At 39.4% G+C, this 20230-nt stretch carries 19 protein-coding genes; 7 read left to right on the forward strand and 12 right to left on the reverse strand.

The window, feature by feature from the left end; all coding sequences use genetic code 11:
* Positions 1 to 46 precede the first annotated feature (46 nt).
* The gene (gene mscL / locus HUV91_RS09745) at positions 47 to 472 is read right to left on the reverse strand and encodes a large conductance mechanosensitive channel protein MscL (RefSeq protein ID WP_130074228.1); all 426 of its coding nucleotides are present in this window, start codon (positions 470 to 472) and stop codon (positions 47 to 49) included.
* 319 nt (positions 473 to 791) lie between these two features.
* Entirely contained in the window at positions 792 to 2627 is a 1836-nt protein-coding gene (typA, locus tag HUV91_RS09750; RefSeq protein WP_174493263.1) for a translational GTPase TypA, read from the reverse strand.
* A gap of 174 nt (positions 2628 to 2801) precedes the next feature.
* Between typA and HUV91_RS09755 the strand changes: the two genes are divergently transcribed.
* The 5 genes from HUV91_RS09755 (at position 2802) to HUV91_RS09775 (ending at position 8572) form a co-directional block, all read left to right on the forward strand.
* On the forward strand, positions 2802 to 4175 hold the full coding sequence (locus tag HUV91_RS09755) for a uracil-xanthine permease family protein (RefSeq protein WP_174493264.1): 1374 nt from the start codon (positions 2802 to 2804) through the stop codon (positions 4173 to 4175).
* 71 nt (positions 4176 to 4246) lie between these two features.
* Positions 4247 to 5281: a class I SAM-dependent methyltransferase gene (locus HUV91_RS09760; RefSeq protein ID WP_174493265.1), complete on the forward strand. Its 1035-nt coding sequence runs from the start codon at positions 4247 to 4249 to the stop codon at positions 5279 to 5281.
* Positions 5281 to 6744 (forward strand): amino acid permease, encoded by a 1464-nt coding sequence (locus tag HUV91_RS09765; protein WP_174493266.1) that lies wholly within the window; start codon positions 5281 to 5283, stop codon positions 6742 to 6744. Before HUV91_RS09760 ends, HUV91_RS09765 begins: the two co-directional genes overlap by 1 nt.
* A 436-nt stretch (positions 6745 to 7180) precedes the next feature.
* On the forward strand, positions 7181 to 8386 hold the full coding sequence (locus tag HUV91_RS09770) for an RtcB family protein (RefSeq protein WP_174493267.1): 1206 nt from the start codon (positions 7181 to 7183) through the stop codon (positions 8384 to 8386).
* Positions 8387 to 8404: 18 nt separating this feature from the next.
* The gene (locus HUV91_RS09775) at positions 8405 to 8572 is read left to right on the forward strand and encodes a hypothetical protein (RefSeq protein WP_174493268.1); all 168 of its coding nucleotides are present in this window, start codon (positions 8405 to 8407) and stop codon (positions 8570 to 8572) included.
* 90 nt (positions 8573 to 8662) lie between these two features.
* On the opposite strand, the gene HUV91_RS09780 is transcribed toward HUV91_RS09775, so the two are convergent.
* Together HUV91_RS09780 and omp38 are read right to left on the reverse strand one after the other, a co-directional pair.
* A complete protein-coding gene (locus HUV91_RS09780) occupies positions 8663 to 9184 on the reverse strand; it encodes a peptidase C39 (RefSeq protein WP_174493625.1) in 522 nt (173 codons plus the stop codon).
* A 123-nt stretch (positions 9185 to 9307) separates the two neighbouring features.
* Positions 9308 to 10336 carry an outer membrane protein Omp38 gene (gene omp38, locus HUV91_RS09785; RefSeq protein ID WP_130074222.1) on the reverse strand — a complete coding sequence of 343 codons (1029 nt, stop codon included), beginning with the start codon at positions 10334 to 10336 and terminating at the stop codon, positions 9308 to 9310.
* Between the two features lie 377 nt (positions 10337 to 10713).
* On the opposite strand from omp38, the gene HUV91_RS09790 reads away from it, so the two are divergent.
* Both HUV91_RS09790 and HUV91_RS09795 read left to right on the forward strand, forming a co-directional pair.
* Positions 10714 to 11244, forward strand: coding sequence for a GspH/FimT family protein (locus tag HUV91_RS09790; protein ID WP_174493269.1), 531 nt, complete (start codon positions 10714 to 10716; stop codon positions 11242 to 11244).
* A 117-nt stretch (positions 11245 to 11361) separates the two neighbouring features.
* Positions 11362 to 12537: a thiolase family protein gene (locus HUV91_RS09795; protein WP_130074220.1), complete on the forward strand. Its 1176-nt coding sequence runs from the start codon at positions 11362 to 11364 to the stop codon at positions 12535 to 12537.
* Between the two features lie 272 nt (positions 12538 to 12809).
* Here HUV91_RS09795 and HUV91_RS09800 read toward each other — a convergent pair whose 3' ends face one another.
* The 8 genes from HUV91_RS09800 to HUV91_RS09835 all read right to left on the reverse strand — a co-directional run bounded on the left by HUV91_RS09800 (position 12810) and on the right by HUV91_RS09835 (position 20165).
* A complete protein-coding gene (locus HUV91_RS09800; protein WP_130074250.1) occupies positions 12810 to 13163 on the reverse strand; it encodes a DMT family transporter in 354 nt (117 codons plus the stop codon).
* Between the two features lie 137 nt (positions 13164 to 13300).
* Positions 13301 to 14287 (reverse strand): diaminopimelate dehydrogenase, encoded by a 987-nt coding sequence (locus HUV91_RS09805; RefSeq protein ID WP_174493270.1) that lies wholly within the window; start codon positions 14285 to 14287, stop codon positions 13301 to 13303.
* A 239-nt stretch (positions 14288 to 14526) separates the two neighbouring features.
* Positions 14527 to 15012 carry a DUF934 domain-containing protein gene (locus HUV91_RS09810; RefSeq protein WP_130074218.1) on the reverse strand — a complete coding sequence of 162 codons (486 nt, stop codon included), beginning with the start codon at positions 15010 to 15012 and terminating at the stop codon, positions 14527 to 14529.
* The gene (locus tag HUV91_RS09815) at positions 15005 to 16648 is read right to left on the reverse strand and encodes a nitrite/sulfite reductase (RefSeq protein WP_174493271.1); all 1644 of its coding nucleotides are present in this window, start codon (positions 16646 to 16648) and stop codon (positions 15005 to 15007) included. The genes HUV91_RS09810 and HUV91_RS09815 overlap by 8 nt, the downstream gene beginning before the upstream one ends.
* A gap of 241 nt (positions 16649 to 16889) precedes the next feature.
* Positions 16890 to 17399 (reverse strand): DUF1543 domain-containing protein, encoded by a 510-nt coding sequence (locus HUV91_RS09820; protein WP_174493272.1) that lies wholly within the window; start codon positions 17397 to 17399, stop codon positions 16890 to 16892.
* 10 nt (positions 17400 to 17409) lie between these two features.
* Positions 17410 to 18144: a CPBP family intramembrane glutamic endopeptidase gene (locus HUV91_RS09825; RefSeq protein ID WP_174493273.1), complete on the reverse strand. Its 735-nt coding sequence runs from the start codon at positions 18142 to 18144 to the stop codon at positions 17410 to 17412.
* A 154-nt stretch (positions 18145 to 18298) separates the two neighbouring features.
* Positions 18299 to 19540: a tryptophan synthase subunit beta gene (trpB, locus tag HUV91_RS09830; protein ID WP_130074214.1), complete on the reverse strand. Its 1242-nt coding sequence runs from the start codon at positions 19538 to 19540 to the stop codon at positions 18299 to 18301.
* Positions 19524 to 20165 carry a phosphoribosylanthranilate isomerase gene (locus HUV91_RS09835; protein WP_174493274.1) on the reverse strand — a complete coding sequence of 214 codons (642 nt, stop codon included), beginning with the start codon at positions 20163 to 20165 and terminating at the stop codon, positions 19524 to 19526. The genes trpB and HUV91_RS09835 overlap by 17 nt, the downstream gene beginning before the upstream one ends.
* Between the last annotated feature and the right edge of the window lie 65 nt (positions 20166 to 20230).

Here is a 20230-nt window from a genome sequence, read left to right on the forward strand (position 1 = left end):
GTACCTCAAAGTACCGTTTAATATACATAATAAATACTGAAAAGGATTATTGACGTTTTTTCAATTCATCACGAATTTCACGTAATAATTCAATATCTTCTGGCGTAGCTGCAGGTGCTGCTTCCACAGGTTTACGGATTTTATTTAAGAATTTAACCAACAAGAAAACCACCCAAGCTAAAATTAGGAAGTTTAAGAAAATTGTAATAAAGTTACCGTAGGTTAAAACGTTAATTCCCGCTTTAGTCAACTCATCTAAAGATTGTAAATTGTTCGGATTATCTCCTAATACGAAGAATTTTTGAGTAAAATCAACACCGCCTCCTGTAATCACAGTGATCAGTGGCATAATGATATCTTTCACAAGAGAGTCAATAATTTTACCGAATGCACCACCGATGATGACACCGATCGCCATGTCCATCATATTGCCTTTGACAGCAAATTCTTTAAATTCTGAAACAATACCCATGTGTATCTCCACGCTTGCTTTTGCGTAATTTTTATGTGACGAAGTATACATTAATTTCTAATATATATTTCCGCCTAATTTACTAGGTTTTAAAGAACTTTCTATATTTTTTTTCATTTTATACAAAAAGTATACTTTTCCACGATTCAATATTAATCTGAGCCCTTAGGATTACTCAAACTAAAAACTGGCTTTGCAATAAAATATTCGACAAATAACATGATTTTCAAATCATACGCACCATAGCTCAAATCAACCAGACATTTAGTTTAAGCATAAAAAAACCGCCAATATATGACGGTTTTTTTAGAACTGAAAATTAACCGTTACGATTACGTTTACGTTCGTTTTCAGTCAACCAACGTTTACGAATACGGATTGACTTCGGTGTAACTTCAACTAATTCATCATCTTCAATGAATTCAAGTGCTTGTTCAAGTGTGAATTCAATGTTAGGCACTAGTGTTAACGCATCATCCGTACCAGAAGCACGTACGTTTGTTAACTGTTTTGCTTTAGTTGGGTTCACAGTCATATCGTCAGAACGTGAGTTAATACCAACGATCATACCTTCATAAACTTCTAACTGTGGTTTAGCAAATAAACGACCACGGTCTTGCAATGTGAACAATGCATAGCCCAAGCAAGTCCCTTGAACCATAGAGATCAACACACCGTTTTGACGTTTTGCAACAGTACCTTGCTTCATCGGACCATAGTGCGAGAAGCTTGAAGTCATAATGCCTGTACCTGAAGTCATAGTTAAGAATTCAGAACGGAAGCCAATCAAACCACGTGAAGGCACAGTTGCTTCAATACGGATACGACCTTTGCCGTCAACTTCCATATTGGTCATTTCGCCTTTACGATGACCCATTTGTTCCATGACAGCACCTTGATGCTGTTCTTCAACGTCAAACGTTACGTTTTCATACGGTTCTTGTTTCTCACCGTCGATTTCTTTCAAGATTACTTGTGGACGAGATACGCCCATTTCGAAACCTTCACGACGCATGTTTTCAATCAGAACTGAAAGGTGAAGTTCACCACGACCAGACACTTTGAAACGGTCAGGGCTGTCAGTATCTTCAACACGCAATGCGACGTTGTGAATCAATTCGCGGTCAAGACGTTCACGGATATTACGTGAAGTAACAAACTTACCTTCTTTACCCGCAAACGGTGAATTGTTGACTTGGAAAGTCATCGATACTGTAGGTTCGTCTACAGAAAGTGCAGGTAAAGCTTCAACTGCTTTCGGATCACAAATCGTGTCAGAAATATGAAGTTCATCGATACCCGTTACACAAACGATGTCACCAGCAGAAGCTGATTCAACATCAATACGCTCTAAACCATGGTAACCCATAATTTTTAAGATACGACCGTTACGTGTTTTACCGTCTTTGTCGATGACAGTTACAGGTGTATTTAATTTCACCGAACCACGTTGAATACGACCAACACCGATAACACCAACGAAGCTATTATAGTCGAGTGAAGACACTTGCATTTGGAATGGACCGTCAACGTCAACTGCTGGTGGCTCAACGATATCTACAATTGTTTCGAACAACGGCGTCATGTCTTCAGCAAGTTCTTCCGGTGATGGACCCGCCACACCACGAAGACCTGAAGCGTAAACGACTGGGAAGTCTAACTGTTCGTCAGTACCACCAAGGTTATCGAATAAGTCGAATACTTGGTCAATTACCCAGTCTGGACGCGCGTTTGGCTTGTCAACTTTGTTAATGATCACGATTGGTTTCAAACCACGTGCGAACGCTTTTTGTGTTACGAAACGCGTTTGTGGCATTGGACCTTCTTGAGAGTCAACAAGAAGAAGTACGCAGTCAACCATTGACATTACACGTTCAACTTCACCACCGAAGTCGGCGTGTCCCGGGGTGTCGACAATATTAATACGATATTCAGTATCAGTACGTTTATCTAACCATTTAATTGCAGTGTTTTTTGCAAGAATGGTAATACCACGTTCACTTTCAATAGCGCCAGAATCCATGACACGTTCAATCTCGCCCGCACGTTCACCGAGCGCACCTGATTGTTGTAAAAGTTTATCAACTAAAGTTGTCTTCCCGTGGTCGACGTGAGCAATAATAGCAATATTGCGGAGAGTTTTAATATCTGACATGTAAATTCGATACGCCTAAAGTTTGAGGGCAAATTATACAGAAAAATCTTAACTTTTAGTAGTGACAGTTTATGGACTGTTACAAGTTTTTTTCACAATAACGGGCTTTTTATTTTGTAAAAGAGTGTAAAGAGATTAGAATAGCACCATCTTGCCGCTGTTCTCCCAATCCCCATGTCCGATTTAAATACCTCTCAAGAGCAACAACAAGGTCAAATTGATCTTGTTTATGGCTTAAATGATCGTCCAAAACCGTTGATCGCATTTTTTGCAGCTCTACAACATTTACTTGCCATTATTGTCCCAATCGTGACACCAGGTTTGCTCATTTGTTTAGCGCTCGGCGTTTCCACACACGATACCAACATGATTTTATCCATGTCTTTGGTCATTTCAGGGATCGCAACCTTTTTACAATGCAAAAAAGTAGGACCCTTTGGTGCAGGATTATTGATTGTCCAAGGGACCAGTTTTAACTTTATTGGTCCGATTATCGGGATTGGTTCAGCAATGGTTGCTGCAGGCACACCTGTAGAAGCGGTCATGGCTTCGATTTTTGGTGTTGTCATTGCAGGCTCATTTATTGAAATGGGTGTATCACGTATTTTACCTTGGGTGAAAAAACTCATTACCCCATTGGTTACAGGTATTGTCGTACTACTTATTGGTCTGACTTTAATTAAAGAAGGTCTGATCAGTATGGGTGGCGGCTATCAAGCCATGGAAAATAAAACCTTTGCCAGTACTGACAACTTAATTATGTCATGTACCGTATTGGCCATCATCATTTTACTCAACCGTTTTAAAATCGTATGGCTAAAAAGTTCTGCAATCTTGATTGCATTAGTCATTGGTTATGCGCTCGCTGGCTATATGGGTTATCTGAATTTTTCAGGTTTAAAAGATGCACCATTAATCCAAGTACCAACACCGATGCATTTTGGTCTAAGTTTCTCTTGGAGCTTATTCATACCCATGGCATTTATTTACCTCGTGACTTCTTTAGAAGCAATTGGAGATGTCACTGCAACCTCTAAAATCTCCAACCAACCTGTTGATGGTCCTTTATGGATGCAACGTATTAAAGGTGGTGTACTGGTCAATGGTGCAAACTCATTCCTTGCAGGGATTTTTAATACTTTTCCAAGTTCAGTATTTGCACAAAATAACGGTGTAATTCAGCTTACAGGTGTTGCAAGTCGTTATGTCGGCATCTGGATCGCGATCATGCTGATCGTTCTTGGCCTATTCCCTGCGGTTGCAGGTGTGATCCAAGCTGTTCCACAAGCTGTACTCGGAGGTGCGGTCATGGTGATGTTTGGTGCAGTGGCTGCATCAGGTATTAACATTTTGTCAGGTGTTAGTCTTGATCGTCGTGCATTATTGATTATTGCAATTTCTTTAGCACTCGGTTTAGGGGTTGCTCAAGTTCCTCAAATTTTAGAGCATCTTCCTGAATTACCACGTAATATTTTTAGCTCTGGTGTGGCAACAGGCGGTATTTCAGCTTTGATCTTAAATTTAGTTTTACCTGAAACTAAAAAATAATTGAGTAATTCCTTATAATGCCCAGTTTTGACTGGGCATTATTGTTCAAACTTTTCTAATGGATGGTGATTATGGAGCCAAGCAGTGAAGTTGTCATTCGACAGCATGACTACCTTTCTGGACGTGTATTATTGGTCAATGCGCCAACGGATGATCTACTTTCAAATTTAGCTCATGACATCGAAGCCAGCGTTTGGACATGGAATTTTAATGAATTTCAATATTTCCAAAACTTAAAGGCCAATGTGCATTTTGGTACAGATTTACCTACGCATGATTTTGATCAAGCAATCGTATTTGTGCCAAAATCAAAAGAATTACTCAATTATATTTTGCACAATTTAGTCAGCCGCTTAGCAATAGGTGCGTCTATTTTCCTTGTTGGTGAGAAAAAAGGCGGTGTTGAACGAGCATCAAAACAGTTACAGCCCTTTGGTCAAGCCATCAAATTGGACAGCGCTCGTCATTGTCAAATGTGGCAACTGACAACTGACAAAACTGTGCATGCAAAACCTTTAGCAGAATGGGTTCAACATTATCCAGTTGCAACGCCTGCAGGCGAACTGACCATTTGTGCGCTTCCGGGCGTGTTTAGCCAAAATCGTCTTGATGTCGGTACTGCAGTGTTGTTACCGTATTTATCACAAGTGACTTCAGGCAAAATTGCTGATTTTGGTTGCGGTGCAGGTGTGATCAGTGCATATTTATGCAAGCTAAATCCGAAAAATCGTATTTTTGCTTTGGATGTAGATGCTTTTGCTTTAGCATCCACCCAAATGACCTTTGAAAAAAATAATTTACCCTTAGAACAACTCGAAATAAAAGCAGTGACAGGGATTGATGATGCGCCATTGTTTTTGCACGCGATCGTCAGCAATCCTCCATTTCACCAAGGAATTCAAACCGATTACAATGCCAGTGAAACACTGTGCAAAACTGCAAGACGACATTTAAAATCAGGTGGCGAATTATGGATTGTGGCGAACCGCTTCCTCAATTATCCATTACTTATTGAACAAAGTTTTGGTCAATGTGCGACCAAAGCTGATCAACAAGGTTTTAAAGTGTTATTCGCCAACACTCAAAAAAATCTTAAGGAAGCATGATGAGCGGACAAGATCATCCTCAACTCAAGCGTAAGCTCGGCGCTCGACATTTAAATATGATCGCCATTGGTGGTTCAATCGGTACAGGTTTATTCCTAGCATCAGGTCAAACCATTGCCACAGCAGGACCCGGCGGTGCATTACTTGCTTATGCCTTGATTGGTGTCATGATTTATTTCTTGATGACCAGTTTAGGCGAACTCGCAACACATAACCCAACATCAGGTGCATTTTTTACCTATGGTAATAAATATGTCGAAGAAGGTTTTGGCTTTGCACTCGGTTGGAACTACTGGTACAACTGGGCAATTACTGTTGCCTTTGAATTGGTTGCAGTTCAATTCATCATGAAATTTTGGTTCCCTGATATTCCTGGAGTCTGGTGGAGTGCAACCTTCCTTGCCATCATTTTCTTTATCAATGCCTTAACTGTGAAAGGCTTTGGCGAAAGTGAATTTTTATTTTCATTGGTTAAAGTGATTGCAATCATTTTCTTCATTGTGATTGGTTTATTCATGATTGGTAAAATTATGCTTGATCCAACACAGTCTGTGACCAAAAACTGGACCATTGGCGAAGCACCTTTTGTGGGTGGTTTCCAAGCCTTAGTTGGCGTGGCTATGATTGCAGGATTTTCATTCCAAGGGACTGAAATGGTTGGGGTTGCTGCGGGTGAGTCGAAAGATCCAAAGAAAACCATTCCAATTGCCATTAAGCAAATTTTCTGGCGTATTCTATTATTTTACATTTTATGTATTTTCATTATTGGAACATTGGTTGCTTATACCGACCCAAGTCTCAAACTTGCTGCCGAAGGTGATGGTAATATTACCCTTTCACCATTTACCCTGCTCTACGAAAAAGCAGGGTTAGCTTTTGCTGCAGGTTTGATGAATGCCGTGATTTTAACTGCAATCATGTCTGCAGGTAACTCAGGTATGTATTCTTCTACCCGTATGTTATTTGATATGGCACGTCAAGGACGCGCACCGAAATGGTTTGCTAAACTTGATCTACGTGGCGTACCGATGAATGCCTTGTATGCAACAACGGCGATTGCAGCACTGTGTTTCCTGACCACGCTTTTTGGCGAGAATGAAGTCTTTACATGGCTATTAAACATGTCAGGAATGTGTGGCTTTATTGTTTGGTTAGGTATTGCAATTTCGCATTATCGCTTCCGTAAAGGCTATTTGGCGCAAGGTTATAAATTAGAAGATTTGGCATATCGTGCAAAATTCTTCCCATTTGCCCCTTGGTTTGCGTTCATTCTTTGTACCATTGTTGTCCTTGGACAAAACTATGAAGCATTTCTCAACGGTGACTGGATGAGTGTACTATCGACCTATATCAGTCTTCCACTTTTCCTCGCAATTTGGCTGATCTATAAATTTAAAAATGGCTCAAAATTGATTGCCTATAAAGATATGGATGTAAAACCAATGGACGAAGATAAAGCATAACTGTATTAAGCTTCATTTTATTACAAGCGCTTAGCCCTATTTCGATAGGGCTTTTTTATTGCAAAATGAATATTTTAATTTTGTTAAGCTAAAAATATCAATGAATAAACAATAGGTTAAGCATTTTAAGATTATAAATTTATTTAAAAATGAAATAATAAATCGTAAGCTCTCCTTGACAGTGAACTTTAAATGCTTAAAATAGCGCCAAATTCGATTCATCTTTTCCAAAAGATTTTATAGGAGGACATCATCATGCTGACATTGGAAAACACAACAAACTAACACAGCACAGATGTCGCTCACGGACACTTGCTGTACCAAAGTGTCCGAATGCCAAGATTCTAAACCTAGCATTCGCTGGGTTTTTTTATGCCTGAAAAAACAGGTAAATAGAATTATTCGGACAAATATAAAATTGCTTAGAGTAAAGATCATGGGCATACAAAAAATTCTGAACGCCAAAGCAGATTATGGCGTTCCCGTAAAAATTTATACCAACGACATTGACGAAGAAAGTATGACCCAATTGCGTAAAATGGCGCAATTGCAATTTATTCATTCCCATATTGCGGTCATGCCTGATGTGCATGTCGGCAAAGGTGCAACGGTGGGCAGTGTCATTCCAACCAAAAATGCCATTATTCCTGCCGCGGTGGGTGTAGACATTGGCTGTGGCATGAATGCGATGCGTTTGAGTTTAAAAGCAGATCAACTGCCTGATAATTTAAGTACATTGCGTAATGCAATTGAGCGTAAAGTACCTGTTGGGTTTGAAATGCATAAGCAAATTAAAGCCAAAGCTTCAACGCTGACACCACTCGATAAACGTTTAAAATTGATTACCGATAAACACCCTGCGCTAAAACGTATGTTGCGCCATTTCGACTCGACATGGCAAAAGCAAATCGGCACACTCGGTGGTGGTAACCATTTTATCGAGTTGTGTTTAGATGAAAATCATGATGTTTGGATCATGTTGCATTCAGGCAGTCGAGGTCTTGGTAATGTAATTGGCACCTATTTTATTGAACGTGCCAAGAAAGAAGCCCAAAGCCGTTTTGGTCATGTACCAGACAAAGATTTATCTTACTTTGCCGAGGGTTCAAACAGTTTTGATGATTATTTTGAAGCCGTAGAGTGGGCACAAGAATATGCTTATGAAAACCGACGTGAAATGATGCGTTTGATTTTAGAAGCCATTCGCCCACTACTCCCTAGCTTTCAAATGACCAAAGAAGCGATTAATTGTCACCATAATTATGTGCAAAAAGAACTGCATTTTGGCGAAGAGGTTTTTGTGACGCGTAAAGGTGCGATTCGTGCAGGTACAGATGAGTACGGCATTATCCCCGGTTCAATGGGAGCAAAATCTTTTATTGTTAAAGGGAAAGGTAATCCCGATTCATTCTGCTCATGCTCGCATGGTGCAGGTCGAAAAATGAGCCGCAGCAAAGCCAAAAATCTGTTTAATCAGCAAGATTTAATTGCCCAAACTGAAGGAATCGAATGTCGTAAAGACAAAGGCGTGGTGGATGAAATTCCAAGTGCCTACAAAGATATTGATGAAGTGATGGCAAACCAAACCGACTTAATTGAAGTGGTGCATACTCTCAAACAAGTCATGTGTATTAAAGGCTAAAAATAAAAGGTCAATCTAATGAAGCTGAAAAAAATGCCAAAAATTAAAGCCCGTAATCCTATTGCACTATCCCCGCTTTTACATAAAAGTGGCATGCATGAAGCAGAAAAACCCAAAGCACAACATCGCCGTGACCGTAAACACTCGAAACAGCAGTTACGTAAAACTGATTGGGCACATCCTTAAATACTCACCTGATCAATGCTAAAACATCAGGTTCAGCAAATTCGTTTGCTGAACCTATCCTTTATCTCATATTTATGCTTATTTCTATTTTTAGCTCAATGGTGTAGCAGCTTGATAACAATGAATTACTATGGCTTGTTGGCAAATTCCTTCTGCTAGGCGCTGTTTTTCAAAAACATCTCGTGGCATCGCATCTAAACTATCAAAAAAACAAATTTCATCTTTATCAATGCTATACACCAAAGAATGATTCCCCACACCCTCTAAATCATCATAAAATACGATTACTAAAGCTTGATTTTCTTCTATTTCATGTTGAATACTTTCATAACTTAGCGCAGGTAAAACCGCAATACCAAGTTGTTCTGCCTCAAAATATGCCACTTGCTCTTTCACATGCTGATCAGGATCAGGGTCGCTATAAAAAGAGACTTCAAATCCCATTTTATACAAAGCAACAGCCAAGCCAATACTAAAAGTACCATCTTCAGCATCATGCCGAGAAAGTTCAATCAATTGTAGCGGCTGAATATCTAAACCATACTGTCGAACCACACACCATAAGGCAAACACCCCACAATTGGAGGGTAAATTTAAAATTTCATCAGGCATGCTCACGGTGTTTAATCCTCTTCTATATCAATGCTGAATATAGCATTCTTAAAGCATCAACATAAAAATTAGCATAAAAAAAACGACTCCGAAGAGTCGTTTTTATCACTCAGTGACTCAATATTATTGAGCTGGTTGAGCAAGAACAGTACGGCTACCAGAAATCGCAGCGAATACGCGACGGTTCATAGCACGACCTTCTTTAGTTTTGTTGTCAGCAATCGGTTGATCCCAAGCGAAACCTTGAGTAGACAAACGAGATGCATCAATGTTGAATTCGCTTACAAGTGCAGATTTAACAGAGTTAGCACGAGCTAAAGATAAACGTTCGTTTAACTTACGTGGACCAGTGTTATCTGTGTGACCTTCAATACGAGCAGTCGCATTCGGGAATTCATTTAACTTCTCAGCAACCTTAGCGATTTCTGGTTTGTATTGTGCTTTGATATTTGATTTGTTTGTATCAAAGAATACACGAAGTTCCATGTTAAGTGGTTCAGTGATTTCTTGAGGTGCTGGAGCAACTGGAGTTGGAGCAACTTCAGGTACTGGAGCAACTTCTACTACAGGCGCAGCAGGTTTCAAGTGACCACCAAGAACTACGTTAAGACCAGCAAGTGCTGTGTAGTTCCAGAAATCTTCATCGATGTTATAAGTTGCACGAGCTTCTGTACGAAGAGATAGAGCATCGTTTAAGCGCCAGAATACACCTGCACCAGCGTTACCTAAAGTACCTTCTTCACCATCACGATAGTTTAATGCAGGTGCATCAAAATCGTATTTATAGTGACCAGCACCTAACAATACGTAAGGTTTGATTTTGCTGTCATAATCTTTAGTGATTAAATCAGAAGTAACATAGAAGTTACCGTTGATTTGTTGTTGCTTATATTCACCTGCGTTAGGGTCAACATCACCTTTAACTTGGTTATATTCAGCTTCGAAACCTAACCATGGAGTTAATTCAACACCAAGCGCAGCACCAACAAATAAGTCATCTTGTAATTCATGGCTATCTGTTAAGTTACGGTTGTTGTGCTCTGTGTCTTGGAATGTGTAACCTACTAATAATGGAGTTACAGTTACACCAGCGTTAGCAGCAGCGAATGGCGCAGCAACAAGCATAGCAAGTGCGATACGACTCAATTTCATGGATATCCTCCAGAGATAACAAATTGTTGTTCAAACTCAGCCTAAAATTTTTTGGCTTCCTGAGATAAGCTTTTTATACCCCAGTATTATTTTTAAGCTACTCACGTTGAATCATACAAACACTTGAGACTTTTTCCAAGTGCTTGATAACTTTAATCAAGCTTATTATTGACAAAATTACTTACAATTTCCGTTGTAATTCGGTAAATTTTTACTCGATTATATTTGTGAATACCTTACTCTTTTCACTAACCATTATTTTAGCAGTAAAACAATACGATAGTAATACATATTTTAAAAACTTATCGCTAACTGCATAAATAATTAGAAAAATATTAAAACTCATAAACTTAATCTATTCAAAAGTAGAATAAATCATGTATTTTTATTGTAAACAACAGGGCGTTTCCCTGATTGAGCTAATCACTTGTATCTGTATTATTGGAATTATTGCATGTATTGCAACTCCACACTTCCTCCACATACTACAAGAAACTGAACAAAAAAATATTTTTCCTTTATTGGATCAACACATCAAATTTGCTAAAAATAGCGCAATATTACATCACAGTGATATTGTCATTTGTTCTTCTGTCGATCTAGATACCTGCCAAAATGATCAATGGAATACAGCGATCATCATTTTTATTGATAGAAATCATAATCAACAACATGATAAGAATGAACAATTATTACAACAAACCAAAACAGAATTAAAATATGGCAATCTCAAATGGAACGGCAATAGTACTCATCGTAAATTATTAACATTCAAAGGTGATACAGGTTTACCACGAGGCGCCTATGGAAGTTTTTACTATTGCAGTGATTACGATCCATCCAAACATTTACGCTTCAAGATGGGACAAATGGCAAATTTAAATGTCGCCTCAACAATAACATGTTAAAAACTAGTCTCTAGCGTCTAGAGTTCTATAGACATTCTTCTTTATTCTATATCTTTTTTTTATATACTGCTTAGGCTCTGGAAACAATCAACAACAAGTGAATTGGAGAATACAACAATGACTGACATCGTAATTGTCAATGGTGCACGTACTGCAATGGGCGGATTTCAAGGGAGTCTGGCGAGTGTCACTGCACCTGAACTAGGTGCGACTGTAATTAAAGAAGCTGTGTCTCGTGCGGGTTTAGACACAAACGATGTAGAAGAAGTCATTATGGGCTGTGTGCTTCCAGCAGGTTTAAAACAAGGCCCTGCTCGCCAAGCCATGCGTAAAGCAGGTCTTCCTGACTCAACAGGTGCTGTAACCATCAATAAACTATGTGGTTCAGGAATGAAAGCCGTCATGCAAGCTGCTGATGCGATCAAAGCAGGTTCTGCCAATATCATCGTTGCAGGTGGTATGGAGTCGATGACCAACGCACCGTATTTACTACCGAAAGCACGTGGTGGTTACCGTATGGGGCATGGCGAAGTTAAAGATCATATGTTCTTTGATGGTTTAGAAGATGCTGAAACAGGTCGGCTCATGGGATCTTTTGCACAGGATATGGCAAATACCCGTGGCTATACCCGTGAACAAATGGATGAGTTTGCAATCCGCTCTTTACAGCGCGCGCAAAAAGCCATTACTGAAGGTTATTTCGCTGACGAAATCGTTCCTGTCACTGTTTCAGGTCGTAAAGGCGATGTGGTTGTTGATCAAGATGAACAACCCTTCAATGCCAATATTGAAAAGATTCCGACATTGCGTCCTGCTTTTGCTAAAGACGGTACAATCACTGCTGCCAATGCCAGCTCAATTTCAGATGGAGCTTCAGCTTTAGTTTTAGCTTCTGCTGAACTTGCAGCACAAAAAGGCTTACAGCCTCTTGCTAAAATTGTCGCTTATGCTTCAAATTCACAGCATCCATCTGAATTTACCATTGCGCCTGTAGGTGCGATTCAAAAAGTTTTAGACAAAGCAGGCTGGACTGCTCAAGATGTTGATTTATGGGAAATCAATGAAGCATTTGCCATGGTGACTATGTGCCCAATCGATGATTTCAAATTGGATGCTGAAAAAGTCAATATCAATGGCGGTGCTTGTGCACTAGGACACCCTGTCGGTTCTACTGGCTCACGTATTATCTTGACATTGATTCATGCTTTAAAACGCACGGGCGGTAAAAAAGGTATTGCTGCACTATGTATCGGTGGTGGTGAGGCAACTGCTGTTGCAATTGAGCTTTTATAATTGCTCAATAAATAAGGTCTGATTTTAATAAAAAATCCCTCAACATTGAGGGATTTCTTATACTGTCGATTCATTTCAAAATAATCACTCTAACAATGACTAAAATAGAAGAGCGCATGATCTTATGCTTACTTAAATTTGTGGTATTTAAGATGCGATTTCAGCTAAAACTGGGGCGCGAACGAAGTATTCTCTATATTCATCATTTATGTAAAAACGTTTTCATTTTTACATTTGTTGTTTACGTACTGAATGTCATCATTCATACAAACTCACACATCAATATTGGAAAACTGAGCAATAATCGTTAAACCAATCGTAATAAAAGCGATGCCTAACCAACCTGCAAAATCGATATTTTGCCCAAGAAATGCTTTTGCCAAAAGTGCTGTTGCAATTACGCCAATGCCTGACCACAACACATATAGAATGCCTGCCTGCATAAATTTCAATGCATAAGCTGCACATGCAAACGAAATCATATACAAAACCAATGCAATCCCTTGATCAACTTTATTTACCAAACCATCACCCTTTGCCGAATAAAAAGTTGACAATACATCGGTAGCGATTGCGATCAATAGCCAAATGACCCCAGGATTTATTTTTGCAAGCAATAAAGACATGGTTATTTTCATTTTATCATCATGGGCGGATTTTAGCCCAAACGACTTAAAACCACTAGCATGCAAAGATGTTCCAATGTACTTCCAAGAAAAAAGGTGAATATAACATTCACCTTTTTATCAAATACTGAGTTTAATCAAAGTAACTCTTTACGCAATTGTTCAGGTGACTTCATTGACAACAAACCTGGGGCAACATCAAATGCAGTCTTGGCACCATACTGCTGCATTTGGTTTAAGCGATAACATGCACGTGCATATGCAACCAATACACTCGCGGTAAACTCAGGATTACTGTCCAATTTCAGTGAAAATTCAACCACTTGATTTTGTTCAGTGCTGGTATGACCACTACGAATGACAAAACCGCCATGCGGCATTTTTTGATGATCTTTTGCCAAAGTTGCTTCATCAATGAAATTTACAGTCGTATTATAATCTGCAAAATAGTCCGGCATGGTCACAATCGCTTGCTCAACGGCATCTGCATCTGCGCCTTCTGCAAGTACAACATAACATTCACGATGATGTTTTTCTTTGGTACTTAAGGTTGGACGTGCACCACTACGAACTTTTTCAATCGCATCGGTTGATGGAATGGTGTACTGAACACCCGCTTTCACACCATCTACACGGCGAATTGCATCCGAGTGTCCTTGACTCAAACCTTTACCCCAAAAAGTATAGGTTTCACCATCAGGCAATAATGCTTCACCAAATAAACGGTTAATTGAGAACATACCAGGATCCCAACCAATCGAAATCATGGCTGTTTTTTTATTTTGAGTTGCAGGTGCATCTACCGCAGCAAAATATTCAGGAATACGTGCATGAGTATCAAAACTATCTACCGTATTAAATTGGCTAGCTAAAATTGGTCCTTGCTGTGGCAAATCATCTTTAGAGCCACCACATAAAATCAGTACATCAATTTTATCTTTAAAATCATTTAAAGAATCCATTGCATATACTTGTGTTTCAGCAAAGCATGGAGAAACTGTTGCAGGTTCACGACGGCTAAAAATACCGACCAATTGTAAATCTGGGTTCTTCTGGATCGCAGTTTCAACACCACGCCCTAGGTTACCGTAACCCACGATACCAATACGAATTAAATTTTGCATAAGAACAATGTCACTTCTGATGAGAAAGTTAAAATAGCCCAGCACAAAAAAATGTTTCCATTTTTCTGACTGTTTATAGGGTCTATAAAGAAGATTACAGATCAGGATCGCTGATATTCAGACGCAGACACCTTAACATATTAAATCAATAGAAAACATGTAGATATAATTTTTAATTTTCCATTTGTTCAATAATAAAAAAGCCTGCATGAAGCAGGCTTTTAAAACTTCAAATTGAATCAAGCACCTGTTTGATAATGTGCTTTTGGTACAGCCGTTGACGCTTGGTAAGGATTTTTAAAGTCATTTAAACCCGCAGCTGCTTCAGTAATATCTTTACCTTCTTTAATCACGAAAGTATCAAAACCTGAACGCTTCATGTAGTTTAAAACATCTTTAAATACATCACCTGTTGCACGAAGTTCGCCTTGGTAACCTTGACGGCGTAATAACGCAGCAAATGAATAACCACGACCATCATTAAAACCTGCAAAATCAATAAAAATTGCGTCGAGCTGGTCAAGTGGAAATTGATTCACTTCAGGCGAAGTGTCCACCGTAATGAACAAGGCTTTTTTACCCGTTACATTTGCAATCTGATCTAACTGTTCTACAGTTAAAAGTACGTCACCTTGTGGTAACACCCCATCTTCACCAATGATTTGGTAAGTGTTGTCTGCAATCGTGCCATCTTTAGAGAGGACTTGAAGTGCTGTATTAAGCATATGCACGCTCCTTAAATGGTTGAATGCCAACACGACGATAGGTTTCGATAAACGCTTCACCTTCGTTACGTAGGTCAAGATAAGTATTTAAAATTTCTTCAACCACATCAGGCACTTTTTCCGCTGCAAATGATGGCCCTAAGATATCACCAATAGACGCATCATGATCTGCATTACCACCTAAAGTAATTTGGTAGAATTCTGCGCCTTTTTTGTCCACACCTAAAATACCAATGTTACCCACATGGTGATGACCACAGGCATTCATACAACCTGAAATATTTAAGTCAATATGACCCAAATTGTATACTGTATCCAAGTCATCAAAACGACGTGAGATTGCTTCGGAAATAGGAATTGATTTCGCATTCGCCAATGAACAGAAATCACCACCCGGACAGCAGATAATATCGGTAATGAAACCAATATGTGCACGAGCAAGATTATTTTGTTCAAGGATTTGCCACAATTCAAACAAATCTTTCTGTGGCACATCCACCAATGAAATGTTTTGTTCATGTGTGGTACGTAACTCACCAAAGGTATATTTGTCTGCAAGATCAGCAATCAAATTCATCTCTTCAGTGGTCATATCACCCGGTGCAATCCCTGCACGTTTCAGTGAAATCGTCACAATACGATAACCTGTTACTTTATGGGCATTGGTGTTGATATTGAACCATTGTTTGAATTTTGGATGCTCTGCAAACTGTGCTGTGAAATCTTCATCTGCATAGTTTTGATAATTAAATGGCGTGAATTCCTCATCCATTTTCTTCAAAGTTTCAGCATCAATTTTCAAAGTTTTAATGGTTTCAGCAAATTCTGCTTCGACTTTTTCAGCAAATACTTGCGGTGTCAGAGCCTTAACTAAAATCTTAATACGTGCTTTATATTTATTGTCACGGCGACCATGTAAGTTATATACACGAAGTACCGCTTCAAGATAAGCGATTAAATCTTCACGTGGCAACCATTCACGGATCATGGAACCGATGATTGGCGTACGTCCTAAACCACCACCTACTTTAATTTTGTAGCCTAATTCGCCAGCTTCATTACGCGTTAAATACACACCAATATCATGGAAAGATACTGCTGCACGATCAATCTCAGCCAAAGCCGATACCGCAATTTTGAACTTACGTGGCAAGAAAGCAAATTCTGGGTGGAATGTTGACCATTGACGGATCAACTCACACGTTGGACGTGGATCTGCAACTTCACCTGCAACCACACCTGCATATTGGTCAGTGGTGGTATTACGAATACAGTTCCCTGAAGTCTGAATCGCATGCATTTGAACTGTCGCAAGTTCAGCAAGCATATCAGGTACATTTTCCAATGCAGGCCAGTTGAACTGAATGTTTTGACGGGTTGAAACATGCGCATAACCACGGTCAAATTCCTGAGCCAATTCAGCAACTTTGCGTAATTGCTTTGAGTTCATCAGACCATATGGCACGGCAATACGTAACATCGGCGCATAACGCTGTACGTATAAACCATTTTGTAGACGTAATGGACGATACTCATCTTCAGTGAGTTTACCCGCTAAATAACGTTCCGTTTGATCACGGAATTGTGCAACACGTTCATTGATCAGTTGCTGATCGAAATCAGTATATAAATACATGGCGTACAGCTAGTAGTTTCATTATAACGACGCACAATATAACGAGATTTAATCTATCAGCGAAATGCTTTTTTTACATATTTCATAGCGGTTTTATTGATAAGCATGCTGCAAAGACATAAACAGCAATGCTTTGAAAACATTTCACTAATTTATTTACACTATTGATATTTTTCTTCATTGCTTATCTATATTTGTGATAAGAATCATTTCGCTACCATACGGACTGTTGTATTGTAATTCAAAGTGTTAAATAGGTATTTTCCCAATATCCTTGTTTAAATTCACCTTCACGCAATTGCACATAACGCCCATATACATGGTCTATCGCAATGCAATCATCAACATCCAATACACGGTCAGTATGTTGTTTTTGCCAATGCTGTGCAAAATTTGCCTTGCCCTTTTCTTTAGCAGCCTTCGCATTTTGTGCCACCACCAATACATAGCGGTGTAACTCACCAAACTCATGGGCATCGTAACCGCCCAAATTGATCAGCCACAACTTTTGCTCAGATGCATTCGGCTGCGCATTACTCCACTGAATTTGATATTTTTTATTTTCAAACTCAAGACCAGAAACTTTCATCCAAGCATCGATATGTAAACCTTTTTGCTCACCAAACCATGCACTTTTCAGTTGCGGATAAATATCTTCAAGTGAGTCTCCCACAGCAAGCACAACATCATGCACTTCAGTATTGGCACGTGCATGACGACCACCCAACATCACAATAAACAAACTTGGCATTTCCAATCCTTTATACAGCACCAGCCACATGTAAAAATTTGAGTAAAATTAAAGCACCTAATGATAATACGGCATTATTGAAAAAATGAATCAATAACACATGCCAAATATTGCGCGTCCACAAATAAATAAGATTTAAAAACAAACCTGCTGTCATAAAACTGATGGTCGCAATCACATTGCCATCAAAGTTATGATAATGAATCAAACCGAATAAAATAGAGTTGAACAACACTAAAAGCACACGCCACAGCCACGGCGTGATAAAAAGCTTTTGCAATAAAGTATAGCGAAACACAATATCTTCGAGTAAAGCTGTAAATAAAGGTCCAAGGCTAATCATCAATAAACTAAAAAATGGAATAGTTTTAGGATCAATCAGCGCGGTCTGTTCAGTGTTTGTATCTGTAATTATCGGTAAAAATTGTCGAGTGATGGAGACCACCACTTGCAACAAAACAGCCCCAACAATAACCAACACACTCGAACGCCAAAACGCGCGTTTATATTTCTGCCAATGCGCATAGAGCATGTCTTTATATAAATAACATACGATGGCGAACAAAATGCCACGAAAAATTGAATCACCTAACGCAACATTGGCACTCATCCCCCAAAGACGCTCTAAAAAAGCCCCATTTAAGAAAATGAGTGGGATAATCAATAAAGCAAAACTATCGCGCCATTGCCATGTAATTTTTTCGGGAAATTCTTCTGCACGTATCAATTGAACAAAATTTGACATTTTAATTTTTAAACATAATGATCTATCGTCGCTATTATCCCGAATTGAACAAGCGTAGGTCTGTGCATCTTCTGTGAATTTTTAGACAAAAAAATCCCCCTTAAATTAGGAGGATTTTTGTTCAAAAGCTATGCAAAAGCATCTTGCTAGATATTTACATATCGACCATTTCTACACCATCAATGCGGGCAACCGTCATCAAGTCTTTATCACCACGACCAGAAACAGTTGCAATGATGATTTGATCTTTATCCATCGTCGGTGCAAGTTTGGTCACGTATGCCATCGCATGTGAGCTTTCTAGTGCAGGAATAATCCCTTCAATTTGAGTTAAATCACGGAAACCTTGCAGTGCTTCAGTGTCATTGATCGGAACATAATCAACACGGTGCATATCTTTTAAGAAACTATGCTCAGGACCTACACCTGGATAATCTAGACCCGCAGAGATTGAATGTGTTTCAATGATTTGACCTTGTTCATCTGACATCAGGTAAGTACGGTTACCATGTAATACCCCCACATGACCTGCATTGAGTGGTGCTGAATGTTTCCCTGTTTCAATGCCATAGCCTGCTGCTTCGACACCATAGATTTTTACATCTTGATCGTTTAAAAATGGATAAAATAAGCCCATCGCATTTGAACCACCACCAACACATGCCACTAAAGCATCAGGTAAACGACCTGCTTGTTCTAGAATTTGCTTACGTGCTTCACGACCAATGATCGATTGGAAATCACGCACCAATTGTGGATATGGATGTGGGCCTGCCACAGTACCAATCACATAATAAGTAGAATCAACATTGGTCACCCAATCACGCATCGCTTCATTTAATGCATCTTTTAATGTTTTAGAACCACTTTCTACAGGCACAACTTTTGCACCTAACAAACGCATACGGTACACATTCATGGCTTGACGTTTAACATCTTCTGCGCCCATGTAAACCACACATTCCATCCCTAAACGTGCTGCAATTGTCGCGGTTGCTACACCATGCTGACCTGCACCCGTTTCAGCGATAATACGTCTTTTGCCTGAAAGTTTAGCCAGTAAAGCTTGTCCAATGGTGTTATTCACTTTATGAGAACCTGTGTGATTAAGGTCTTCACGTTTTAAATAAATTTGTGCACCACCCAACTCTCTCGACCAACGTTCAGCATGATATAAAGGGCTTGGACGACCCACATAATAGGCCAAATCACGGTCAAATTCTGCCAAGAACTTTTCATCTGTTTTCATGCGGTTATAAAGATTTTCTAGATCTTCTAACGCCGCCATCAAAGTTTCTGATACAAAACGTCCACCATGGATCCCAAAATGCCCTTTTGCATCAGGAAATTGGGTATAGTCAATCACTTGATCTTGTTGATTACTGTGCTGATCCACGTTGGACTCCTTGCATAAACTGTTGAATAAGTTGTTGGTCTTTTATACCTTTTGCGGACTCTACACCGCCACTGACATCGACTGCATAAGCAGCTGTTGTCTTGATCGCATCTTCAATATTTTCAGGTTTTAAACCACCCGCCAAAATTAAAGGCAGATCAAGTTTTGGGAATTTCTCCCAATCAAAACTGTGTCCTGTTCCACCTTTCAGTTCAGGATGCCATGCATCAAGAAGCATAGCACTTGCACCTGCCTGTTGATATTGCTCAATCTCTGCAATCACATCTAAATCTGCTTTGACTTGGATGGCTTTATACCAACGACGTTGATTGTCTTGTGCAATTTTTTGGCACTGTGCAGCTGTTTCATCGCCATGAAATTGCAAAATATCCAATGGAACTTCTGCCAACACCTGTGCGATCTCCTCGCTGCTTGCATTGACAAATAAGCCAACAATACTGACATAAGCAGGAATATGTTGTGCTAGAACTTTCGCTTGTTGAATACTGACAGCACGTGGACTTGGTGCATAAAAGACCAAACCAATCGCATCCACACCTGCATTGACTGCAGCATGAATATCTTCTGTACGGGTGAGTCCACAAATTTTGGCACGTGTTCGCATCGTTCTAACTCTAATTCCATTTTATAAAATAGAGGTTGTTTCTATTTTAACACCGTCATTGTAAT

This window comes from Acinetobacter sp. Marseille-Q1623, from assembly GCF_902809895.1.
GTDB classification, from domain to species: domain Bacteria; phylum Pseudomonadota; class Gammaproteobacteria; order Pseudomonadales; family Moraxellaceae; genus Acinetobacter; species Acinetobacter piscicola_A.